General features: G+C 65.2%; 22 protein-coding genes and 1 tRNA gene. 10 read left to right on the top strand and 13 right to left on the bottom strand.

Features of this window, described 5'->3' with window-relative positions:
• Positions 1 to 9: 9 nt before the first annotated feature.
• The 5 genes from ACFPFW_RS11110 (at position 10) to ACFPFW_RS11090 (ending at position 3,811) form a co-directional block, all read left to right on the top strand.
• Entirely contained in the window at positions 10 to 387 is a 378-nt protein-coding gene (locus ACFPFW_RS11110; protein ID WP_114957952.1) for an RNA-binding S4 domain-containing protein, read from the top strand.
• 104 nt (positions 388 to 491) lie between these two features.
• Positions 492 to 827 (top strand): ferredoxin FdxA, encoded by a 336-nt coding sequence (gene fdxA, locus ACFPFW_RS11105; RefSeq protein WP_114957953.1) that lies wholly within the window; start codon positions 492 to 494, stop codon positions 825 to 827.
• 511 nt (positions 828 to 1,338) lie between these two features.
• Positions 1,339 to 1,941 carry a CarD family transcriptional regulator gene (locus tag ACFPFW_RS11100; RefSeq protein WP_114957954.1) on the top strand — a complete coding sequence of 201 codons (603 nt, stop codon included), beginning with the start codon at positions 1,339 to 1,341 and terminating at the stop codon, positions 1,939 to 1,941.
• Between the two features lie 72 nt (positions 1,942 to 2,013).
• Positions 2,014 to 2,820 (top strand): aminoglycoside phosphotransferase family protein, encoded by an 807-nt coding sequence (locus ACFPFW_RS11095; RefSeq protein WP_114957955.1) that lies wholly within the window; start codon positions 2,014 to 2,016, stop codon positions 2,818 to 2,820.
• Positions 2,821 to 2,947: 127 nt separating this feature from the next.
• A complete protein-coding gene (locus ACFPFW_RS11090; RefSeq protein ID WP_114957956.1) occupies positions 2,948 to 3,811 on the top strand; it encodes an RNA polymerase factor sigma-32 in 864 nt (287 codons plus the stop codon).
• A 163-nt stretch (positions 3,812 to 3,974) separates the two neighbouring features.
• Here the strand turns inward: ACFPFW_RS11090 and ACFPFW_RS11085 are convergent, their stop codons facing one another.
• A complete protein-coding gene (locus tag ACFPFW_RS11085) occupies positions 3,975 to 5,435 on the bottom strand; it encodes a M48 family metalloprotease (RefSeq protein WP_114957957.1) in 1,461 nt (486 codons plus the stop codon).
• The gene (locus tag ACFPFW_RS11080; RefSeq protein ID WP_114957958.1) at positions 5,435 to 6,181 is read right to left on the bottom strand and encodes a thermonuclease family protein; all 747 of its coding nucleotides are present in this window, start codon (positions 6,179 to 6,181) and stop codon (positions 5,435 to 5,437) included. Before ACFPFW_RS11080 ends, ACFPFW_RS11085 begins: the two co-directional genes overlap by 1 nt.
• A gap of 78 nt (positions 6,182 to 6,259) precedes the next feature.
• Here ACFPFW_RS11080 and ACFPFW_RS11075 point away from each other — a divergent pair.
• Positions 6,260 to 6,336: transfer RNA gene (locus ACFPFW_RS11075), tRNA-Arg, on the top strand.
• Positions 6,337 to 6,595: 259 nt separating this feature from the next.
• Here the strand turns inward: ACFPFW_RS11075 and ACFPFW_RS11070 are convergent.
• A complete protein-coding gene (locus tag ACFPFW_RS11070; RefSeq protein ID WP_114957959.1) occupies positions 6,596 to 7,456 on the bottom strand; it encodes a LysR family transcriptional regulator in 861 nt (286 codons plus the stop codon).
• Positions 7,457 to 7,601: 145 nt separating this feature from the next.
• Here ACFPFW_RS11070 and ACFPFW_RS11065 point away from each other — a divergent pair, with 145 nt between their 5' ends.
• Together ACFPFW_RS11065 and ACFPFW_RS11060 are read left to right on the top strand one after the other, a co-directional pair.
• Positions 7,602 to 7,901 (top strand): EthD family reductase, encoded by a 300-nt coding sequence (locus tag ACFPFW_RS11065; RefSeq protein ID WP_114957960.1) that lies wholly within the window; start codon positions 7,602 to 7,604, stop codon positions 7,899 to 7,901.
• 72 nt (positions 7,902 to 7,973) lie between these two features.
• Positions 7,974 to 9,452: an MFS transporter gene (locus ACFPFW_RS11060; protein WP_379770717.1), complete on the top strand. Its 1,479-nt coding sequence runs from the start codon at positions 7,974 to 7,976 to the stop codon at positions 9,450 to 9,452.
• Between the two features lie 255 nt (positions 9,453 to 9,707).
• On the opposite strand, the gene ACFPFW_RS11055 is transcribed toward ACFPFW_RS11060, so the two are convergent.
• Entirely contained in the window at positions 9,708 to 12,200 is a 2,493-nt protein-coding gene (locus ACFPFW_RS11055; protein WP_114957962.1) for a heavy metal translocating P-type ATPase, read from the bottom strand.
• A 135-nt stretch (positions 12,201 to 12,335) separates the two neighbouring features.
• Here ACFPFW_RS11055 and ACFPFW_RS11050 point away from each other — a divergent pair, with 135 nt between their 5' ends.
• A complete protein-coding gene (locus ACFPFW_RS11050; protein ID WP_114957963.1) occupies positions 12,336 to 12,536 on the top strand; it encodes a heavy-metal-associated domain-containing protein in 201 nt (66 codons plus the stop codon).
• Positions 12,537 to 12,644: 108 nt separating this feature from the next.
• On the opposite strand, the gene ACFPFW_RS11045 is transcribed toward ACFPFW_RS11050, so the two are convergent.
• Complete coding sequence (locus ACFPFW_RS11045) at positions 12,645 to 13,067, bottom strand: four-helix bundle copper-binding protein (protein WP_114957964.1); 423 nt, start codon at positions 13,065 to 13,067, stop codon at positions 12,645 to 12,647.
• 151 nt (positions 13,068 to 13,218) lie between these two features.
• Positions 13,219 to 13,563, bottom strand: coding sequence for a CopM family metallochaperone (gene copM / locus ACFPFW_RS11040; protein ID WP_379770713.1), 345 nt, complete (start codon positions 13,561 to 13,563; stop codon positions 13,219 to 13,221).
• Positions 13,564 to 14,062: 499 nt separating this feature from the next.
• Here copM and cueR point away from each other — a divergent pair, with 499 nt between their 5' ends.
• A complete protein-coding gene (gene cueR / locus ACFPFW_RS11035) occupies positions 14,063 to 14,500 on the top strand; it encodes a Cu(I)-responsive transcriptional regulator (RefSeq protein WP_114957965.1) in 438 nt (145 codons plus the stop codon).
• Between the two features lie 70 nt (positions 14,501 to 14,570).
• Here the strand turns inward: cueR and ACFPFW_RS11030 are convergent, their stop codons facing one another.
• The 7 genes from ACFPFW_RS11030 to ACFPFW_RS11000 form a co-directional block, all read right to left on the bottom strand.
• Positions 14,571 to 14,774, bottom strand: coding sequence for a hypothetical protein (locus tag ACFPFW_RS11030; protein ID WP_114957966.1), 204 nt, complete (start codon positions 14,772 to 14,774; stop codon positions 14,571 to 14,573).
• Positions 14,775 to 14,874: 100 nt separating this feature from the next.
• On the bottom strand, positions 14,875 to 15,465 hold the full coding sequence (locus tag ACFPFW_RS11025; RefSeq protein WP_114957967.1) for a GAF domain-containing protein: 591 nt from the start codon (positions 15,463 to 15,465) through the stop codon (positions 14,875 to 14,877).
• A 20-nt stretch (positions 15,466 to 15,485) separates the two neighbouring features.
• Positions 15,486 to 16,985 (bottom strand): amidohydrolase family protein, encoded by a 1,500-nt coding sequence (locus ACFPFW_RS11020; protein ID WP_114957968.1) that lies wholly within the window; start codon positions 16,983 to 16,985, stop codon positions 15,486 to 15,488.
• Complete coding sequence (locus ACFPFW_RS11015; protein WP_114957969.1) at positions 16,982 to 18,079, bottom strand: ABC transporter ATP-binding protein; 1,098 nt, start codon at positions 18,077 to 18,079, stop codon at positions 16,982 to 16,984. Before ACFPFW_RS11015 ends, ACFPFW_RS11020 begins: the two co-directional genes overlap by 4 nt.
• A complete protein-coding gene (locus ACFPFW_RS11010) occupies positions 18,031 to 19,020 on the bottom strand; it encodes an ABC transporter ATP-binding protein (RefSeq protein WP_114957970.1) in 990 nt (329 codons plus the stop codon). Before ACFPFW_RS11010 ends, ACFPFW_RS11015 begins: the two co-directional genes overlap by 49 nt.
• Positions 19,017 to 19,955 (bottom strand): ABC transporter permease, encoded by a 939-nt coding sequence (locus ACFPFW_RS11005; RefSeq protein ID WP_379770707.1) that lies wholly within the window; start codon positions 19,953 to 19,955, stop codon positions 19,017 to 19,019. Before ACFPFW_RS11005 ends, ACFPFW_RS11010 begins: the two co-directional genes overlap by 4 nt.
• Positions 19,952 to 20,935: an ABC transporter permease gene (locus ACFPFW_RS11000; RefSeq protein WP_114957971.1), complete on the bottom strand. Its 984-nt coding sequence runs from the start codon at positions 20,933 to 20,935 to the stop codon at positions 19,952 to 19,954. Before ACFPFW_RS11000 ends, ACFPFW_RS11005 begins: the two co-directional genes overlap by 4 nt.
• Positions 20,936 to 20,952: the final 17 nt, after the last annotated feature.

Genomic DNA, 20,952 nt, shown 5'->3' with positions numbered 1-20,952 from the left:
TTCGGCAATTTGAGCACGGACCGTCAGCGCATCGACAAATGGCTCTGGCACGCCCGGGTCGTGAAGACCCGGACGCTCGCCCAGGAACTGGCGGTTTCGGGTCACGTTCGACTGAACGGCATCAGAATTGATGCGGCAAGCCGACCGGTGAAGGTCGGCGACACATTGACCATTGCCCTGGAGAACCGCGTCCGGGTGCTTGAGGTGAAAGGGTTCGCCGAGCGGCGCGGCAGCGCGACCGTCGCAAGCGCTCTCTTCGACGATCACAGTCCGCCACCGCCGGAACGGCCCGGGCCCGTGGCGGTTGGTCCTCAGCGTGACCCCGGTACGGGTCGGCCGACCAAGCGCGACAGACGAATGTTAGATCGATTCGAAAAAGAGGATTGATCTTGAGGCTGGTCTGTATTTACCAGCACACAGCCTCGAAGCTTGCGTGCAAAGCATGCGTCGACTAGGCAGACACGCAAAGACCAAGGATGGACGTGTAGACGATGCCCTATGTGGTGACCGAGAACTGCATCAAGTGCAAATACATGGATTGCGTCGAGGTCTGTCCCGTCGACTGCTTCTATGAGGGCGAGAACATGCTCGTCATCCATCCTGACGAGTGCATCGACTGCGGCGTCTGCGAGCCGGAATGCCCGGCCGAGGCCATCAAGCCCGATACCGAAACAGGCCTCGAATCCTGGCTCGAACTGAACGCCAACTTCGCCAAGAGCTGGCCGAACGTCACCACGAAACGCGACGCGCTGCCGGACGCCAAGGAATGGGACGGCAAGCCGGGCAAGCTCGAACTGCTGTCGCCCGAGCCCGGCGAAGGCGACTAGCCGGTTATCCGCGACGCGTTTTACTGGTTCTCGTTCCCGGACATCATATCCAGAGCCGCGGTATTGCTCAGGGGCGGGCGTCGGAAGGACCGGCCATAGACTTAATGTCTAGGCCTTCACTTTGATGGTCGCCAACCCCATATCTTCTTCGCGGACGATCAAGTTCAGCGTCCCGGGCCCGGTTAAGCCTAAACGGCACGAACCCTTCGAATGTCAGCTGATGTATTCGCGATACAGGCAACGCGGATTTGCGGAAAAGACATTTTTATGATAGGGTCTCTGGATGCTTGAGGTGCCCGTCACGGGCCGGCTCCGTTTCCTAGACGGGGCATTTTTTTCGACCAAAGCTTGAGGTTCGCAGCTGTGGCCGACTGCTCATTGCGTTGAGCGGTAATCATCAGTTCGTCTCTGGACGGATATGCGAACGGAAATTTGCCGGTGCGACCGCGGGGGGCGGACCGGCCAAGACGAGCGGCCTCGGAGCCGCAAGTGACACGGAGCGCGCGCCATTATGACCACTGCCGCCAAGAAGCCCACGCCGACCAGCAACCGCCACGGCTTCAAGACCAACGAGCACATCGTGTATCCGGCGCATGGCGTCGGCCAGATCGTTGCGATCGAGGAGCAGGAAGTTGCCGGCTTCAAGCTGGAACTGTTTGTCATCACCTTCGCCAAGGACAAGATGACCCTGCGCGTTCCGGTTTCGAAAATCGCGAGCGTCGGCATGCGCAAGCTGGCCGACGAACAGGTTATGGCCAAGGCGCTCGAGACCCTGAAGGGTCGCGCCCGCGTCAAGCGCACGATGTGGTCGCGCCGCGCCCAGGAATACGAAGCCAAGATCAATTCGGGCGATCTGATCGCGATCGCCGAAGTGGTCCGGGACCTGCACCGCGCCGATACCCAGCCGGAGCAGTCCTACAGCGAGCGCCAGCTTTATGAAGCCGCGCTCGACCGTATGGCGCGCGAACTTGCGGCCGTCGAGAAGCTGACGGATTCCGAATCGGTCAAAAAGATCGAGGAAATGCTCGCGAAGGGCCCGAAACGCGCTGTCCGCGGCGAGGAAGCCGAGACGGACGCCGACGAGACCGACGGCGACGAGGCGGAAGCCGCCTGATTTCCTTCAGGTTCTGGATTTACGAAGGCCCGGCGAAAGCCGGGCCTTTTGTTTTTGGCGACAGGAAAGCTGATGTTCGACGAGTATCTCGGTCGTTGGAAGCTCACGCCCGACGGCCCGCCGATCGAGACGCACAGCAGCCAGCTACTTCCGGTCCGCTATCGCGGTGAACCCGCGATGCTGAAGGTCTCGCACGCCGTCGAAGAAAAGCTCGGCCATCTCCTCATGAACTGGTGGGACGGTCGCGGCGCCGCTCGTGTCTTCGCTCATGACGATGATGCGATCCTTCTGGAGCGCGCGGAAGGGAAGCGGCGTCTCACCGAATATGCGCGGGACGGCCGTGATGACGAGGCGACCAGGATACTCTGCGACGCGATCGCCGAACTGCATACGCCACGTGGCAAACCGCTTCCGGACCTCGTCCCGCTCACTGAATGGTTTCGCAGCCTCTGGCCGGCGGCCGAAGTACATGGCGGCCTCCTTGCGCTTTCGGCCCGCACAGCGCGAGACCTTCTCTCCAATCAGAAGGAGATCGGCGTCCTGCATGGGGACGTGCACCACGACAACGTCCTCGATTTCGGCGCGCGCGGCTGGCTTGCGATCGATCCCAAGCGCATCCTGGGCGACCGGGCGTTCGACTACGCAAACCTGTTCTGCAATCCGGAGGACGCGCCCTCGGTGCCGAAGGAGAAGGACCGGTTCCTGCGGCGTGTCGAGATCGTATCGGACATGGCCGGCATCGAGCGCACGCGCCTGCTTCGGTGGATACTTGCCTGGACCGGACTTTCGGCGGCCTGGTGGTTCGAGGACGACATGCCCGCCGAGATCGACATGGCGGTCGGACAGATGGCCGCGAGCGAACTCGGCTACGACGCCTAGGGCGGGCTTGTCCGCCTGAATGCATCCCTACGTATAGGGCATCCATACCCACGCGTTAGGGCGCCCCCGCAACCTTTCAAGTCCTCGGACGTTTCTTGATTCGCTTACTGCGTTCCAGGAGGTTTCGATGGCTGCTGCCGATGGACTGCGCCACCAGTTCATGAAGACTGCGATGAGCGCACCCTTCCTCGAACGCGAGGAGGAGCACAAGCTCGCTCAGCGCTGGAAGAATGAACGTGACGAGGCGGCGCTGCATCGTCTCGCGGCGGCGCATATGCGCCTCGTCATCTCCATCGCGGCGCGGTTCCGTCATTACGGCCTGCCGATGGCCGATCTGATCCAGGAAGGCCATGTCGGCCTTTTGGAAGCGGCGGCACGGTTCGATCCGGAACGCGAAGTGCGCTTCTCGACCTATGCGACCTGGTGGATCCGGGCTGCGATCCAGGATCACATCCTGCGCAACTGGTCGATCGTGCGCGGCGGTACGAGCTCCACCCAAAAGGCCCTGTTCTTCAGCTTGCGGCGACTTCGGTGGAGGCTTGGCCAGACCAACGACACGCTGACCACGGCGGAGCTTTATCGGCAGATCGGACGGGCGATCGGCGTGTCCGAAGCCGATGTCGCGCTGATGGATTCGCGGCTTTCCGGCCCCGACCTCTCGCTGAATGCGCCGCTTACCGAGAACGATGGCGAGAACGCCGCGCAACGGGTCGACTTCCTGATCGATGGCGCGCCGCTGCCGGACGAGGCGGTCGGCGACCTGATCGACGAGGAACGGCGGACGATGTGGCTCCGGAAGGCGCTCGGCGTCCTTTCCGAGCGCGAGCTGAAGATCATCCGGGCCAGGAAGCTCGACGATAACGCCGTGACGCTCGAGGCGCTGGGCGAACTGCTCGGAATCTCCAAGGAGCGCGTCCGGCAGATCGAGAACCGGGCGCTTGAGAAGCTGAAGAGGGCGCTCGAAGCGGAACCGGCCGCGGCCTTCGCTTGAATTCGTCATCCTCCGGCTTGACCGGAGGATCCACCCCAAGTGGCACCGTCATATGGGTCCTCCGGTCGAGCCGGAGGACGACGGCCATGAGCATCGTGCTGGCTCTCACCCGGTCGCCTGACGGCAACTCGACCCTCTCCCGCTTCGCAGGAGAGGGGGACCATCACTCCACGATCAGCTTGTAACGCCCGCCAGGGACGATCTGCGCTTCGGGCGCCAGTTCGTTCAGCACCTGGAAACGCTCGATCTGGCGGTCCGCGGTTGCCATGCGCGCGGCGAGGCTTTGCATCGTGTCGCCGGCCTTCGCCTTGACGATGGCGAGCCGCTGCGGACGAACGGATGTGCCTTCGCTTGAGGTGAGGCGACGGAAGCTCTGGATCGAGGCACGGAACTGGGCGTCGATCTCCGGCGTCAGCTGGCGGGCGGCGTAGACGATGCGATAGACGTCCGAGCCGAAGCGTATGCCGGCGAGGCGGAAATTCCAGTCGCGGCCGCGGGCGACGGCCAGCGCAGCCGGGAAACCGTTCACCGTGACCTCCTCCACCCCGCTGACCTCGACACCCGTCATCAGGTCGGTCGCGAGATGTTGGCCGATGGGCTGGCCGCTCGGAACCTTGACGCTGTCGAAGCGAAGCGCGGTCTCGTTTTGTCCGATACCGACGATGGATTCCGACGCGTTCTCGAGATTGAAGCCCGGCGGGGCCTCGAAGACGAAGCCGATCACCGGGTGGATGAAGCGATTGCCACGGACGAAACCTTGTGCCGGGTCGTCGCCATAGACCATGCCCTCGATCGCGGTCAGGAAACGGTCGCGGTCGCGTTCGGGCTTCGAGGTCGCCTGCGCGTCCTTGGCGGCGGTGGTCGCGCGTTCGACGCGCTCGGGCGTAGCCGGGTGGCTCGACATGAAGTCGACCTTCTCCCCTTCTCCACCGCCGAAACTCGCCGCGCGAAGAGCGGCATTCCTGCCCATGGCGGCAAGGAAGCGGGAAGCGCCGTACGGGTCGTAGCCGGCCTTGGCAAGCGTGCGCACACCGATGCGGTCGGCCTCCAGTTCCTGCTCGCGCGAGAACCGGGCGAGTTCGAGGCGGCTCTTCGCCAGCGAGGTCGCACCGGCCTCGGGATCGTTCAGCACGTCCGAGACGACACGGCTGACAAGCACGGCCTCGCGCTCCTTGTCGGCGCGGTCGAAGGCGTGACGGGCCGAGACATGGCCCATTTCGTGGGCGATGACGGCGGCGATCTCCGACGTGTCGCTGGCCAGAGCGAGGAGGCCCCGGGTGACGTAGAGGTCTCCCGTCGGCAGCGCGAAGGCGTTGATCGATGGCGAATTCAGCACCGTGATGCGGTAGGCGATGTCCGGCCGGTCGGACGCGGTGGAAACCTTCGCCGAGACCTCCGACAGCAGCAGATCGAGCGCGGGATCCTGATAGGCACCGCCATAGGCCGCGAGAATCCGGCTGTGCTCGCGACGGGTGGGCGTGTCGGCACCGACGACGCGGGGAGCGACCGTGGGAACGAGGCCGGCGCTCGTCGTGGAGGATTCGAGGCCCGCGCAAGCGGCCAGGCCGGCGAGGAGCACGGCCAGCACACCGAAACGCAATACGGACCCGACCCGCCGCACCATCACCTGCTCACCTGCCCAACCACCACCGGTTCTATCGGCTCGCGTGGGTCCGCCAGGATCACCGGCCCGCCACGCCATTCCAACCGGCCGCGCACCCGCACGACCTTGCCGGAGAGCGCTTCGGCTGGGCGGCCATCCGCCATCGCGGACCAATCCTTCTCGGCGACGATCAGGCTCAGCCCGCGACGCCAATATTTCGCAAAATTCAGATAGACGCGATCCCGAACCTTACGGGTCGAGATCACCTGCCCCTCCGCGACGACATGCTCGCCCAGTCTCGCGACCAAGGCATCGCCATCCGCCGCCCTGATCACATAGCCGGAGCCGCGCCAGACTCCAAGCCGCGCGGCGCGCGCTTTCGCTTCCATTTGCAGGAGGGTTTCGAGGCAGGCCGGACGCGACAGCGCGGCGGCATGGCCAAGCCCTTCGGCAAGCAGGGTTTCCTCAATCAGCACACCGCCGGTCTCCGGATGAACCGGGAAACGGCCCCAGCGATCGGCCGGGCCGGCAGGACGCAGGATCACCGGCCGGTAGGCTGTCAGCCTCCCCAGGCGATCGCGTCCCGACGTATCGAGGATCATACCGGCAAGGGTGAAGACACGGCCGTCCGGGGAGCGGAGCCCGTCTTCGACGAGCTGGAGACCCGCGATCGTCTCGATGGGAGCGGGCGGGCATTCGGCGAATGCGGGCCGCCCTTCGCCCAGAACGAGCGCAACGAGCAGGATTGGACCCGTGAGGAGCCGCATATTTTGCAGTCTAGGCTGAGGACGAGGTGCGATGACAGGCTGCAAATCGGCGCGCGGTTATGATACCCAGACCGCGGCGGTCCCGTAGCTCAGCTGGACAGAGCGGCGGTTTCCTAAACCGTAGGTCGGAGGTTCGAGCCCTCCCGGGATCACCACAGAAAATGACCGGCGCTGTCGTCTACGGAATAGTCCGGCGGCCATCACCATGCAGGCCTCGCAGACCTGCGTCGCATAACTTGCGATACGGAACGACTGAGACCGCAGGGGTGAATGTACGCCAAAATCGGTCGTTTATCGGACGTGCATGCCAATCGTGTGTGTGGCGTCAATTGCTCGCAGGTCAGTCAAGGGCGCCGGGCCGCCCCGTGATCCTCAGGCTGAGGCAGGAGGTGTCGATCGGGCGCATATTTTCTTTCAGGATTGTACGTTCGCGATGTGATTGGTCACCGTAGTGATGAAGGCCCGCAGACGTTCAAGACGCCTTATGTCACGGTGGTAGCCCATCCAGATATCGCGTCCGGGCGGTTCCGCCGGCAGGTTTAACCGGCGGAGGCCGGGCATCTGATTGCCGACGACCTGCGGCAGAACTGCGATACCGATGCCGATGCGGCACATGCGCCCCTGAACGTTCCGATTGTTCGACCGCAGAACGGTTCTGGCATTTGGGAAGCTCTCCTTAAGCCAACCGATATCTGGGAACTGGCCCGTCGACGTATCGTGGGTAATCAGCCGAAACCCGGCTCCATCGCCGTATGCCGGTTCGGGCGATTCCGTCGCGACGTAGGCACCATAGGACAACCGGACTAGCCGTCGCTGCACGACGTCGGGCGTGTCGAAGGGAACGATGCGGAAGGCGATGTCGGCCTCGCGCTGCGCGAGGCTGAACAAGCGGGTGCCCGTCAGGATCTCGACATCGACGTTGGGATAGGCGCTCGCATAGTCGGCGATGATCGGGGGCAGGACGTAGGCGCCGAACCAGTCGGCAGACGAGACGCGCAAGCTGCCGCGAAGGTTTTGCTCCTGCCCGGCGAGCCGCCGCTGCATCGCCAAGGCGCCTTCCTCCATCTGCTCCGCCAGGGCGATGATGGAATGGCCTTCTTCCGTCGGAACGAGGCCGTCGGCCGTCCTCTGAAACAACGTATTGCCGGTTGCCTGTTCGAGAGCCCGCAGCCGGCGCCCGACAGTCGGATGGCTCAGATGAAGCGCACGGGCAGCGCCGCCCAGCGTGCCGGAACGGACGATCGCCAGGAAAATTCGGACGTCACTCCACTCCATTGCGCCTGACCTACAAAACTGAACGCCATGCGTACAGCAATGTCAGTTATCGAACAAATCTGATGGCCTAGATGATGCCGGGGCCACAAAGCGCCCGGCGCGACATCTCCATAGCCGCCGATTTCAACATTCTGAGAGGACCGCCATGATCACCATGTACGTGACCTATGCCGGGAACGGCAACACGCCGTTCAACCGCGAACATTGGATCAACGTCCATTTCCCGCTCGTGCTCGAATGCTGGGGGCCCTACGGGCTCGAACGCCTCGCCGGCTTCTTCCCGCAGGGAGACGGCGCCGGCCTGATCGCGATCGCGACCTGCGTGTTCCGGGACGAGGCGGCCATGAGAGCGGCGTTGAACTCATCCGAAACGGCGCGGGTGATGGCCGACGTGGATCTCGTCACGGCCGTCAAGCCGCAGCGCAGCCTGGCGACACCTCTCTGAGCCGCAACCATGCCGACCAATCCAGGACCTGTCGGCATCAGCGAAATTCACAATCAAGAACGGAAGACAGCCGTGAGTGTCAGTGTCATATCTCAGGCGGGAACATTGCCGGCCGCCACGCCCCAGGCCGATGCGGTCCCGCTCGACCCGCGCCGATGGGCGATGTTCGTGGTTCTGCTGGCTGGCGCATTCCTGCCGCCGCTCGATTTCTTCATCGTCAATGTCGCGCTTCCCTCGATCCGCGAGGGATTGGGCGCATCGCCCTCCGCCGAGCAACTCGTCATTTCCTCATACGCCGGGCTCTATGCCGTGACGCTGATCACCGGCGGGCGACTGGGCGACCTGTTCGGACGCGGCCGTGTGTTCATCCTCGGGCTGATCGGCTTTGCGGCAGCGTCGCTGCTGTGCGGTTTCGCTTGGTCGCCTTGGTCGCTGATCGCGGGGCGCGCCTTGCAGGGCGTGACGGCGGCAGTCATGGCGCCGCAGGCACTGGCTTCGGTGCAGGCGATGTTCCCTGAAAAGGAAAAACCGCTGGCGCTCAGCCTCTATGGCGCGGTCTTCGGTCTGGCCTCCGTCGTCGGCCAGGCACTGGGCGGAGTCTTGATTTCACTCGATCTGATGGGCCTGGGGTGGCGGGCGATCTTCCTCGTCAACCTCCCGGTCGCGATCGTGGTCGTGCTGTTCGGCATCTCTATCCTGAAGGAAACGCGTGCGCAGGACGCGCGCAGGCTGGACCTCGGCGGCACGGCTTTGTCGATGGTGACGCTCGGTGCGCTGATCCTGCCATTGATCGAGGGGCGCGAAGCGGGCTGGCCCTTATGGTCCTTGCTGTCGCTGGCAGCGGTGCCGGTGCTGGCGCGGTTTTTCTGGCGGTATGAATCCCGGCTGGCTCGCTCCGGCGGCACCCCTTTGCTCGATCCGGCCGCCTTGCAGGCACCGGGGCTTGGCCGCGCGCTGCTGGTCGCGCTGTCGTTCTATTCGATCGGCGCCTTCTTCCTGCTGTTCTCAATCTATCTGCAAGGCGCGCTGCACGTGTCCGCGCTCAGCGCTGGCTTCGTCTTCCTTCCGTTCGGTGCAGGGTTCCTTCTGGGGCCGCTGTCTACATCTGCCGGCAGGCAGATCTTCGGCGCGTATGTCAATCCGATCGGCTTAGGTCTGGAAACCATCGGCCTTCTTGGCCTGGTCTGGCTCATCATGGCGACTCCGACCGGGGCACCGCCTGCACCCGTGCCGCTTGGGGTCATCCTGTTCGTGATCGGCTTCGGCCAGGGGCTCGGACTGCCGACCTTGATGCGGATGGTGACGGGCCGCGTCGCGCCGGCGTTCTCCGGCATGATCGCCGGCATCGTCAGTTCGACCCTGCAAGTCAGCACCGCGCTCAGCGTCGCGGTGATCGGCGGGATTTTCTACACAGTCCTTGACGCGCGCACCGATCCGGCAGCCATCACTCAGGCGTTCATCGTCGCCGTCCTCTGCATCGCTGTCTGCCTCGCTGGCGGCGCCTGGCTGGGTATCACTTTGGCCAAAGCGACCTTTCCCGGGCCAACATAGCGATGGACTGCCATCACGGATCGGAAGCGTGAGGCGCGCCCGGGACGAACAGTGAGGACGATCGAGAGGAATCAGCGGCAGGAACCAGCTGGGGGCGCTGCTGGCGGCTCCAATGAGCCGCGCAGGATGAGCAGGCGAAACTGCTGGCAGTCGCATAAGTTTTCTTCTGGAACTCGAAGACCCCGCCTTTGCGAGCTTGCCTTGAAAACGTTTGCTTTCGCGGGGTCTGCCATTTCGTTTCTCCGACATGTGCAACTACCTCATGGAGAGATTGCTCAAGCGCGGTTTCATGCCCCGGAGGCGCAAGGCGTTCGTGACCACGAACACGCTCGATAGCGCCATCGCCCCGGCCGCGAAGATCGGCGACAGCAGCACGCCGTAGAGCGGGAACAACGCCCCGGCCGCGACCGGGATCAGAGCCACGTTGTAGGCGAACGCCCAAAACAGGTTTTGCTGGATGTTCTTCAGGGTCGCCCTGGAGACGGCGATGGCATTGGCGACATTGCGCAGGTCACCGGACATCAGCACCACGTCGGCGGTCTCGACCGCGATGTCGGTTCCGGTGCCGATGGCGATGCCGACGCCCGCCTCCGCCAGAGCCGGAGCATCGTTGATGCCGTCGCCGACAAAGACGACGCCGGCGGAACCGGAAGACAACTCCCTTAGCGCCGCGACCTTGCCTGCAGGCAGCACCTCGGCGACGACCGTGTCCACGCCGACCTGGCGGGCCACGGCCTCGGCGGTCCTGCGGTTGTCGCCCGTGATCATCGCGACCTTCACCCCGAGGGCGTGCAGCGCCGCGATGCCCGCGGGCGTCGTCGCGCGGATCGGATCCGACACCGCGAGAACCGCCTGGAGGCGTCCGTCGACGGCGACGTACAGCGGCGACTTGCCCTCGTTCCCGAGACGGCCCGCGACGTCGGCGAACTGATCGACCGACAATCCCGCCGCGGCCATCATCCGATCGGCGCCGATCTCGACGCGACGGCCGTCCACTGTTCCGCGCGCCCCGTGCCCGGGCACTGCCTCGAAGTCCTCGACGGCGGCGTCGCCGATATCGAGGGTCTTCGCCGCGTCGACGATGGCGGCAGCGATCGGATGTTCCGAGCGTGCTTCCACGGCGGCTGACAGCCGCAATATCTCCTCCTCGTCAATCTCGCCGATCACCTCCAGGTCGGTGAGCCGCGGACGTCCTTCGGTCATCGTGCCCGTCTTGTCGAACGCAACGATCGTTGCCGAGCGCAGTGTTTGCAGGGCGTCGCCGCGCCGGAAGAGGATGCCCATCTCGGCAGCCCGACCCGTGCCGACCATGATCGACGTCGGGGTCGCCAGCCCCATCGCGCACGGACAGGCGATGATCAGCACGGCAACGGCGTTGACCAGCGCGAACGACAGCGCCGGATCGGGGCCGAAGATCAGCCACACGACGAACGTCAGCAGCGCGGCGGTCATGACGGCCGGGACGAACCATGCCGTGACCCGGTCGACCATCGCCTGGATCGGCAGCTTCGCGCCCTGGGCCTGCTCGACCATGCGGATGATCTGGGCGAGCACCGTGTCGGCGCCGACCTTGGTTGCCCGGAAGGTGAAGCTGCCCGTCTTGTTGATCGTGCCGCCGACGACTTCGTCTCCGGCGCCCTTCGACACCGGGACGGGCTCTCCGGTGATCATGGATTCGTCGACATAGGACGAGCCGTCGATCACGTCGCCGTCGACCGGGATGCGGTCGCCGGGCCGGACCACGACGACATCTCCGGCGACAACGTCGCCGACGGCGACCTCGACGGTCTCGTTCCCGCGCAGGATTTGGGCCGTTCTGGGCTGGAGGCCGACGAGGCGCTTGATGGCCTCGCCCGTCCGGCCCTTGGCGCGCGCCTCGAGGAACCGCCCCAGCAAAATGAGGGCGACAATCACCGCCGCCGCCTCGAAGTAGACGTTGCGGGTGCCTTCGGGCATCAGCGCAGGCAAAAACGTCGTCACTGTGGAGTAAGCCCAGGCAGCCGCCGTCCCCACCGCGACGAGCGAATTCATGTCCGGGCCGCCGCGCAGGAGCGCAGGAACGCCCTTCGTAAAGAAGCGGCGCCCAGGCCCGACCAGGATAACCGTGGTCAGCACGAACTGGACGACCCGGCTGGTCTGCTCGCCAAGCATGTTCATGACCCAGTCGTGCAGCGCCGGGACCAGGTGCGTACCCATTTCGAGCACGACGACGGGGAGCGCCAGAACCACCGCGAGGATCAGATTCCGGCGCAGACGGTCGAACTCCTCGGCCTTGTCGCCGTGGTCGTGGACGTGAACGGCCTGGACGACCTCCTTCGCCTGATAGCCAGCCTTCTCGACGGCGGCGACGAGATCCTTAACGGAGGCCGAGGGTTGGTGGCGGACGGTCGCGCGCTCGGTTGCGAGGTTCACCGCGGCCGACGCGACGCCTGGAACCGCGAGAAGCGATTTCTCGACCCGCCGGACGCAGGACGCGCAGGTCATGCCTTCGATTGCGAGGTCTGTCTGCTCTGGGGCGATCTCGTATCCGGCGGAGAACACCGCCTGCTCTAGATCGGACGCGACGACTGAGCGCGCGGCGTCGACGCTGGCGCGCCCGGTCGCGAGATTGACTGAAGCCCGGGAGACGCCGGGGACACGCTCCAGCGCCTTCTCGACCCGGCGCACGCATGAGGCGCAGGTCATTCCCTGGATCGCGAGATCGAATTTCTCCGTCCGCTCGGGGGACGGCGCAGTTGTCGTGGACATGGCCACTCCTTTCACTGCGCTGTCAGATGGGGCTTCCCGTCATGGGAAGGTCAAGGGCACAGCCACAAAAACCGGTCTTGACCTTCCCACCGCTGGAACCTCCACCTTCGCTCCGACTCGCGAAAGGAGATCACGTTGACGAAGTTTGAGGTTCAAGAGATGTCCTGCGGCCACTGCGTCAAGGCTGTGACCGAAGCCGTAAAGGGCGTCGACCCGGCCGCTTCGGTGGACGTGGACTTGAAGAGCAAGACCGTGTCCGTCGAGAGCGACGCCCTTGTCGAGACCCTGTTCAGGGCCATCAACGACGCCGGATATGAAGTGAAGACGGTGAATTGACTGCCCCCGAAGGAGTGTCGTCATCAGCGGACCCCGCTACAGTACGTCTCACACCGCATCAAGCCCGAGTCGCCGGGCGGCGGAAGGATTTCGCCGCCCGGCGGTCAATCAATGTTGAGCGGAGCGTCCGGGGCTGATGCTCGCCGCGGCCTCGCGGCAGGCCTGCTCGCACTGGCGGCAGGTGTCAGCGCAAATCCGGCAGTGCTCGTGATGGTCGGCGTGGCGGGCGCACTCCTCTCCGCAGACGCGGCATGCCTCGGAGCACACTTCGAGCATGCTCTTGATCAGCGCCTCGTTTGAGCCCGTGCGCCGGGTCGCGACCGAGGCCGTCGTGGCGCAGACGTCGGCGCAATCGAGGTCGAGGCGGATGCACTGGGTCAGCTCGGCCGCCATCGGCTCGCCAAGGCAGGCGTCGGCGCACGAGGTGCAGATCAGCGCGCAGTCCGCAGCGATGTCGATCGCCCGGATCAGGGCGTCGTTCGTGCTGCCCTGAACGTGCGGATGGGTGGCTATCATCTGTTGGGTGTGCATGGTCTTGCTCCATGGAATGCTTGGCTCGACGGCCGAAATTCGGCCGCATGAAGGTTCGCGACGTCTTCCGCCGCGGACCAAGGAGCGCCTTCCGGCGCCTTGCCAGCCCCTGGGCATGCGGGGGCGCCTAGGCGCCCCCGCCGCCCAGTCCTTACTTGTTGGCAGACTGCCACTTCTTCATCTCGCCGATCTCCTTCTTCTGGTCGGCGATGATTTTCTCGGCCATCTTCTTGAGCTCGGGATCCCTGCCGTACTTGAGCTCGACCTCGGCCATGTCGATCGCGCCCTGATGGTGCGGGATCATCATCATGACGAAATCCTTGTCGGCATCCCCCGTCGGCTTCATGCCATTCATGGTGTCCATCATCTTCTGATGGGCCTCCATGTTGGCCTTGGCCGCGGGCGTATCGTGCGCGGCGCCGTGACTCGTCTGCGCGGCAGCCGGGAGCGCGCTCATCATCGCGGCGATCACGGACGCGCCAATAATACTTTTCATCGTGTTCTTCATGTTCGTCTCCATGCTCCCAGCAGGGAGCGACGTGATGTGATTTCGCTTCGCTGGAGACGTCACACCTTGGGCGGCGGCCGTGGCGGGCGAACGACGGAACCTGACATGGCGGCTGCAAACGGTTCCGGAACCCCGCTCTCGACCGCCGGTGCGGCGGCGGGCTGCGGGGCAGGCAGAACGGTTCCCAGGCACATGCCGAGGCAGCAGCACGCGGTATTCTGCTTCTGGTTGCCGTGGTGGTCCCCATGCGACGACTGACCGGGACAGCCCATCGCGGCACCGTGCCTCGAGCCGTGCGCATGCGCCGCTGGTCCGTAGGTGCCCAGCACCGTGCACAGGAAGAAGGCGATCAGAAAGGCTCTCATGCGGCGGGCTCCCGGTGGGGCAATCCAGCGATCGCGGAAGAGTTCCCGCGAACCGGGACGGGGACTTGAAATGAGGAGTGCACCTTCCCATCATGGTAAGGTCAACCACAAGGAGAAGGGTCATGAACATTGGCGAGGCCGCGAAGGCTTCCGGCGTTTCCGCCAAGATGATCCGGTACTACGAATCCATCGACCTTCTGCCTCTGCCGGAGCGCCGCGACAGCGGTTACCGCGACTACGGCGAGAATGACCTGCATCGCCTCAGGTTCGTCCGGCGCGCCCGCGACCTTGGCTTTTCGATGGCGAGCATCAAGGAATTGCTGGCGCTGTGGGGCGACAGCGACCGCAGTACCGCCGACGTGCGCGCAGTCGCCCGCAGGCACATCGCCGAACTCGAGCGGCAGGCGCTCAAGATTCAGGAGATGGCCAGGACGCTGCGTGACCTTGTCGGCCAGTGTGAGAAGGGGGACCGACCGCACTGTCCAATCATCGTGGAGCTCGGAGGCGGCGTCGAAACCGCTCCAGCCGTACCGAAGATCAACCGGAATAGCCGTCACTGACCGCTCCGTAGGCTTGCGGCCGCTTCGCAGCAAGGCGCACCCAGGCGGAAGTTGAAGCGGACGACGGCGCTCATTCGAATTTGCCCAGGACGCTCTTGCCGTCCGGCGTCGAGATCTCGACCGCGCCCTTGGGAGACGCGAGCGGCGCGGCCGACGTGCCGCTCAGCTTGTTCCCTCCGGCGGGGGTCAGGACGATACGCTGCGGCTTGCCGTCGACGACGAAGATGGCGGTGCTCTTGAAGCCGTCGGCGGCGACAGTCCTGGAAAGAGTCATTTTACGACATAAGGCTTACGGTGATCTCCAGCATCCGCCTATTCCTCCATCGAGGTGGCGTAACCGGCGGAACTGGGCTGGGCATCTCAGCCGCGCGGGATCAGCCCGACCATGGTCCCAGGCTTTTCGCGACATCCGCCACGAGGGCCGGGCCGCCGAGGCCCATCCAGACGCCGGCAGCGAGCGCGGCGAAAATCTTCTGAACGCGCATATCGGTTTCGTCGAACATATAGCGGGCCTGGGCGGCGGTGTTGAACATACCGATGACCTCGCCATTCCACATGACCGGTACATAGATCGAACAACCGACACGACCGGAACTCAGGATTTGGCGAAAGATCGTGTCGTTGTCGGTGTTCTGCACGACGGCGGCCTTCTTCGTTTGCACGGTGTGCCCCGGCCTGCTGTCCGTGACGCTGATCCGCGCATGCCGTTGCTGGAAGTTGTCGGCGAAGAGGATCATGTGATCACGTGTCGGCGCGATGAAGAAGACGCCAGACACGACGAATTGCTTTTCTCCGGGCTTGAGGGCGCCGAGCTTTTTAGGCGCATCCGGATCGCCGAGCAGTTCGCGGGTCGTCCGCGTGAAATGACTGACGGCCTGTTCCGGATCGGTCTCGCGCCAGGCCGCCTCGTTCGCATCATGGAGCGCATTCGTGGCGCGTTCGTAGAAGTCTGCTGGTCGTGTCATCGGCGTTCCTTGCGACGGGTTCAGTGACTGAAGCGAGCGGGATAGGTGTCGGCCGCGATGTCCATGCACTGGCAGCGGCGGTAGATGCGCTCATAGTGCGGCACCATCCGCTCGACATCGGCTTCCGAGGCCGACAATTGTGGCTCGATCCGGGCATGCGCCTCGCGGATTTCGTCGATGATCGCCGCCTCGTCGATGCGGGTCAGCTTTCCGTCGCGCTCGATCACCTCGCCGTCGACCAGAACAAGATCGACCTCGGCGCGGCCGGCGGCGTAGACGAGCTGCTGAACCGGGTTGTTGAGCGGCGCGAACGGGATCGTGTCGAGGCGGTAGCCAACGAGATCGGCGATGCGGCCGGTCTCGACCGCGCCCAGTTCCTTGTCGCGCCCGAGCGCGCGGGCGCCGCCCATGGTAGCGGCATAGAGAGCTTCCGTCGCGCCGACCCAGCCGGTGTGGTCGCCGCGCAGCTTCTGCAGAAGCCCGGTCAGATAGAGCGCGTTCTGCATGTCGGTGCCCTCGATCGAGCCGCAGCCGTCGGTGCCCATGCTGACATTGACGCCGGCATCGAGAAGCGCGCGGATCGGGGCGAGGCCGGAGCCAACCTTCAGGTTCGATGGCGGATTGTGTTGGATGCTGACACCGGTGCGGGCGAGAATCTCGATCTCGCGCGGGTTGAGCCAGATGCCGTGGATGAACGCGGTCTTCGGCTTCATGAAGCCAATGCGCTCAAGATATTCGACCATGGTCGAGCCATAGAAGAGCTGCCCGGTCACGACTTGCATCCGCGTCTCCTGGACGTGGATCATCAGCGGCAGGTCGAACTCGTCGGCCATCCGCCGCACGTCGCGCAGGAATTTCTCGGTGCAGCGCTGGGGAGCGGACGGCGCGGCCATGTAGGCGACGCGGTGGTCCGCCGGATTGCGCGTCTTCGCCAGCCCGCGTGCGAAGGACAGGAGTTCGTCGCCGGAATACATCCGGGTGCTGTCGAATTCCGCCAGCAGATCCGGCGGAAACTCCTCGTCGACGAAGGGAACGGCGCGGAAGAATGGCCGGTCGAACAGGGTGATGCCGACATTGGCGCGGATGCCGATGTCCTCATAGGCCTGGAACACCTGCTCGACATGCTCCGGTCGTATGCGCGGACTCTGATTGGTGTCGTCGCAGAGCGTGGTGGTGCCGCTGCGGACGGCCTCGATCGCGCCGATCATGGTGCGCAGATAGACGTCGCGCGGGGTCAGCTCGATCGGCTTCAGCGGCCGCACATAGTTCATCCAGAGTTCGAGCGGCAGGTTGTCCTTGCGGCCCTTGTAGAAGCCCTCATGGCTGTGGTGGTGGCCGTTGATGAGGCCAGCCGCGACGAGATGGTCTTGAGCGGGGATCACCTCGCCCTCAGGCTGTTTCGCGCCGCGCGGGCGGATGTCCGTGATGAGCCGGCCGTCGATCTCGATATCCACGGGGCCATCAGAGGGGCGGGCGTCCTCGCCGATCAGAGCAAGGCAACCGATGATCGTCTTCTTCACGCGGCGTCTCCGGTGTTGTTCAGGGGGTCGAGCATATTTGGCAGGGACGGCGGAAGGCGCGCTTCTTCGACCGCGTGGCAGGACACCCATGCCTTTCTGACCCGGACGGGACGGGGGATCTCGTGCGAGCAGCGCTCGTTGGCAACCGGGCATCGCGGATGGAAGGCGCAGCCCGTTGGCGGGGAGAGGGGGCTCGGCACTTCCCCGGCGAGCCGTGTGCGCGAGCGGTTCGGCGCGTGCGGATCGGGGACGGTGTCGAGCAGAAGGCGGGTATAGGGATGCTGCGGGTCGTCGAGGAGCTGGCCGGCGTCGCCTTGCTCGACAATCCGGCCGAGATACATCACGCCCAGACTGTCGGCCATGTGGGCAACGACTGCGAGATTGTGCGAGATCAGGAGATAGGTCAGACCGAGTTCCTGCTGCAGCTTTCGCATCAGGTTGAGGATCTGGGCCTGGACCGAGACGTCGAGCGCCGATGTCGGCTCGTCGCAGACGATGAAGGCGGGGTTGGACGCCAAGGCGCGCGCGATCGAGATGCGCTGGCGCTGGCCGCCGGAAAACTGATGCGGGAATTTGCGGGCGTCGGAGGGCGAGAGCCCCACGGTCGACAGCAGTTCCTCGATGCGGAGATCGAGCTCGCGCCCGCGCTTCAGCAGGCCGTGGGTGACGATCGGCTCGGCAATGATACGTCCCACGCGCCAGCGCGGATTGAGGCTGGCATAGGGGTCCTGGAAGATCATCTGCAGGTCGCGCCGATAGCGCATGGAGGCCCGCCGCGTCCGGAAGGCCGCGATGTCGACGCCCATGAACGAGACGCCGCCGCCCGTCGGCCGCTGCACGCCGGCGATGGTGCGGGCGATGGTGGACTTGCCGCAGCCGGATTCCCCGACAAGCGCAAAGGTGCTGCCGCGCGCGATCTGAAGATCGACGAGCTCGACCGCATGGACGGTGCGCCGCCCGGTGCGCGTGACGAGGCGGGTGAGGAGTGGCTGGGAGGCGTCGAAGCGGACGGTGAGGCCGTCGACGGAGAGGATGGTGTCCGGCGTCACGGGCGCGGCCTCGCGGCGGGCGCGCCATGTTCGGCCAGCCAGCATGCGGCCAGGGACGCGCCGGAGACGAAGCTCGACGGTCGTTCGGAACGGCAGCGGTCCATGACGTGCGAGCAGCGCGGATGGAACGCGCATCCCGGGACCGGCGCGTCCGGCCGCGGCATCGAGCCGGGAATCTGCAGCAGATCGCCGCCGCGACGCCGCATGGTCGGAATCGAGGCCATCAGGCCCTGCGTGTAGGGATGGGCGGCGGCGCGCAGGATTTCGGAGGTCGGGCCTATCTCGACGAGCCGCCCGGCATACATCACCGCCACGCGATCGGCTGCCTCGGCGATGACGCCCATGTCGTGCGTCACCAGCATCACCGCCGTGCCGCGCTCGCGGCACATGCGCTTCAGGAGGTCGAGCACCTGCGCCTGGATCGAGACGTCGAGCGCGGTGGTCGGCTCGTCGGCGATGATGAGTTTCGGCTCGCAGCAGAAGGCGAGGGCCAGCACGACGCGCTGCCGCATCCCGCCGGAGAGTTCGTGCGGGTAGCTCTGCAGCCGTTCGCGAGGCGCGGGGATACCGACCTCCGCCAGCAGGCGATGGGCGCGCGTCCATGCTTCCTGCCGGTCGATCGGGAGGTGGGTCAACATGGTCTCGACGAGCTGCGCGCCGATCGTCATCAGCGGGTCGAGGCTGGTCAGCGGGTCCTGGAACACGGCGGCGATCTCGCGGCCGCGCAGCGCGCGCATCGCCTCGCCGTCGAGATTGTCGATGCGGTTGCCGCGGAAGACGATGCGTCCGCCGGCTTGGTAGGCCGGGCGTTCGAGCAGGCCGAGAATGGCGGTGCCGGTGACCGACTTGCCGGCCCCGGACTCGCCGACGACGCCGAGGACTTCGCCTTCGGGAATGGAGAACGAGACGTCGTCGATTGCGACCAGCCGGCGTGCCCGCGCGGCGATCTCGACCCGGAGGTTCTCGACTTCGAGGAGCGCGCTCATGCGTTGAGCTTTGGATTCAGCGCGTCGCGCAGCCAATCGCCGAACAGATTGACCGAGAGCGACAGGATGACGAGCAGGGCACCGGGACAAGCGCTGATCCACCAGTCGCCCGAGAAGATGAACTCGTTGCCGATCCGGACCAGCGAGCCGAGCGAGGGCTGGGTCGACGGGATGCCGACACCGAGGAAGGACAGGGTCGCCTCGGTGAGGATCGCCAGCGCCAGGTTGATGGTGGCGATGACGAGGACCGGACCAAGGACGTTCGGCAGGATGTGGGAGGCGAGGATACGCGTCGTGCTGACCCCGGTTACCTTCGCCGCGAGGACATATTCCCGGCCGCGCTCGGTCAGGACCAGGCTGCGGACGGTGCGAGCGTATTGCACCCAGAACGAGGCGGCGATGGCGGCGATGAGGATCGGCACCGCCAAGCGCTCATGCGTCTCGCGGGACAGGGCCGTGCGGGTGACGCCGTCGATCAGAAGCGCGATCAGGATGGCCGGGAAACTGAGCTGGACGTCGGCGATCCGCATGATCAGTGCGTCGAGCATGCCGCCGAAATAGCCGGCGAGCAGGCCGAGCAGGACGCCTACGAAGGCCGCCAGCGCGATGCTGGACAGGCCGACGACCAGCGATGTCTGCAGCCCGTAGATCATTGCCGACAGCATGTCGCGCCCCTGCGGGTCGGTGCCGAGCAGGTAGATGTCGCCATAGATGCCCTCGCTGCCCGGCGGCAGGCGCGCGTCGATGACGTTCGCGGTGGCCGGATCGAACGCATCGAACGGGGCGATGACGTCGGCGCCGATCGCCGCGGCGATGAGGGCGATGGTGACGATCCCGGAAACGACCGCGACCGGTGAGCGGCGGAAGCGATAGAGGATGTCGCTGTCCCACCAGCGCGACGGAATCATGCCGTTCGATCGATCGGTCGTGCTCATGCCGCGCTCCGCCCCATGCCGGCGGCCCGGACGCGCGGGTCGATCCAGGCGTAGAGCACGTCGACGGCGAGGTTGATCACCGCGAAGCAGAACGCGATCAGGACGAGATAGGCGGCCAGCAGCGGCACGTCGGCGAACTGGATGGCCTGGATGATCAGGAGACCCAGACCCGGCCACTGGAACACGGTCTCGACGATGATCGAGAACGCGAAGACGTTGCCAAACTGCAGCCCGACAATGGTGACCACCGGCACGAGCGTGTTGCGCAGCGCGTGGCCGTATTCAATCGTGCGGCGGCGCAGGCCGCGCGCCTTGGCGAAGCGGATGAAATCCGAGCGCATGATCTCCAGCATTTCGGCGCGCGCCAGCCGCATGATCAGGGTGAGCTGGAATACGCCGAGCGTGATGCTTGGCAGGATCAGCGCCTTGATGCCGGTCCATGTCAGGAGGCCCGTGGTCCAGCCCCCGATGGACACGACCTCGCCGCGACCGAACGAGGGCAGCCAGCCGAGCCAGACGGAGAAGACCAGGATCAGCACGATGCCGATGAGGAAGGTCGGCAATGCGACGCCGATCAGGGATAGGGTGAGGAGGGCCTGGGCGATCCAGCTGCCGCGATGGAGTGCGGTCCAGACACCGAGCGGAATGCCGAGCCCGGTCGCGATGATCATCGCGACGATCGAGAGTTCCAGAGTGGCGGGGAAGCGTTCCGCGAGGAGCTGGGCGACCGGCTGGCCGAACCGGTAGGAGATGCCGAAATCTCCCTGCACCGCCTGGCCGACGAAGCGGCCGAACTGCAGGAGGGTCGGATCGTCAAGGCCCAGGGCCTGCCTCATGGCCTCGCGATCCGCGAGGCTCGCCGCCTGTCCCACCATGTTGTTGACCGGGTCGCCGACATAGCGGAACAGGGCGAAGCTGACGAAGGCGGCCACGAACAGGACAAGAATAGTCTGTCCCAGTCTGCTGATGAGAAAGCCCATGGCCGGCCCCTGTTATG

The sequence above is a fragment of the Flaviflagellibacter deserti genome (assembly GCF_042652085.1).
GTDB lineage: Bacteria > Pseudomonadota > Alphaproteobacteria > Rhizobiales > Methylopilaceae > Flaviflagellibacter > Flaviflagellibacter deserti.
This window is presented reverse-complemented; position numbering and strand designations above follow the sequence as displayed.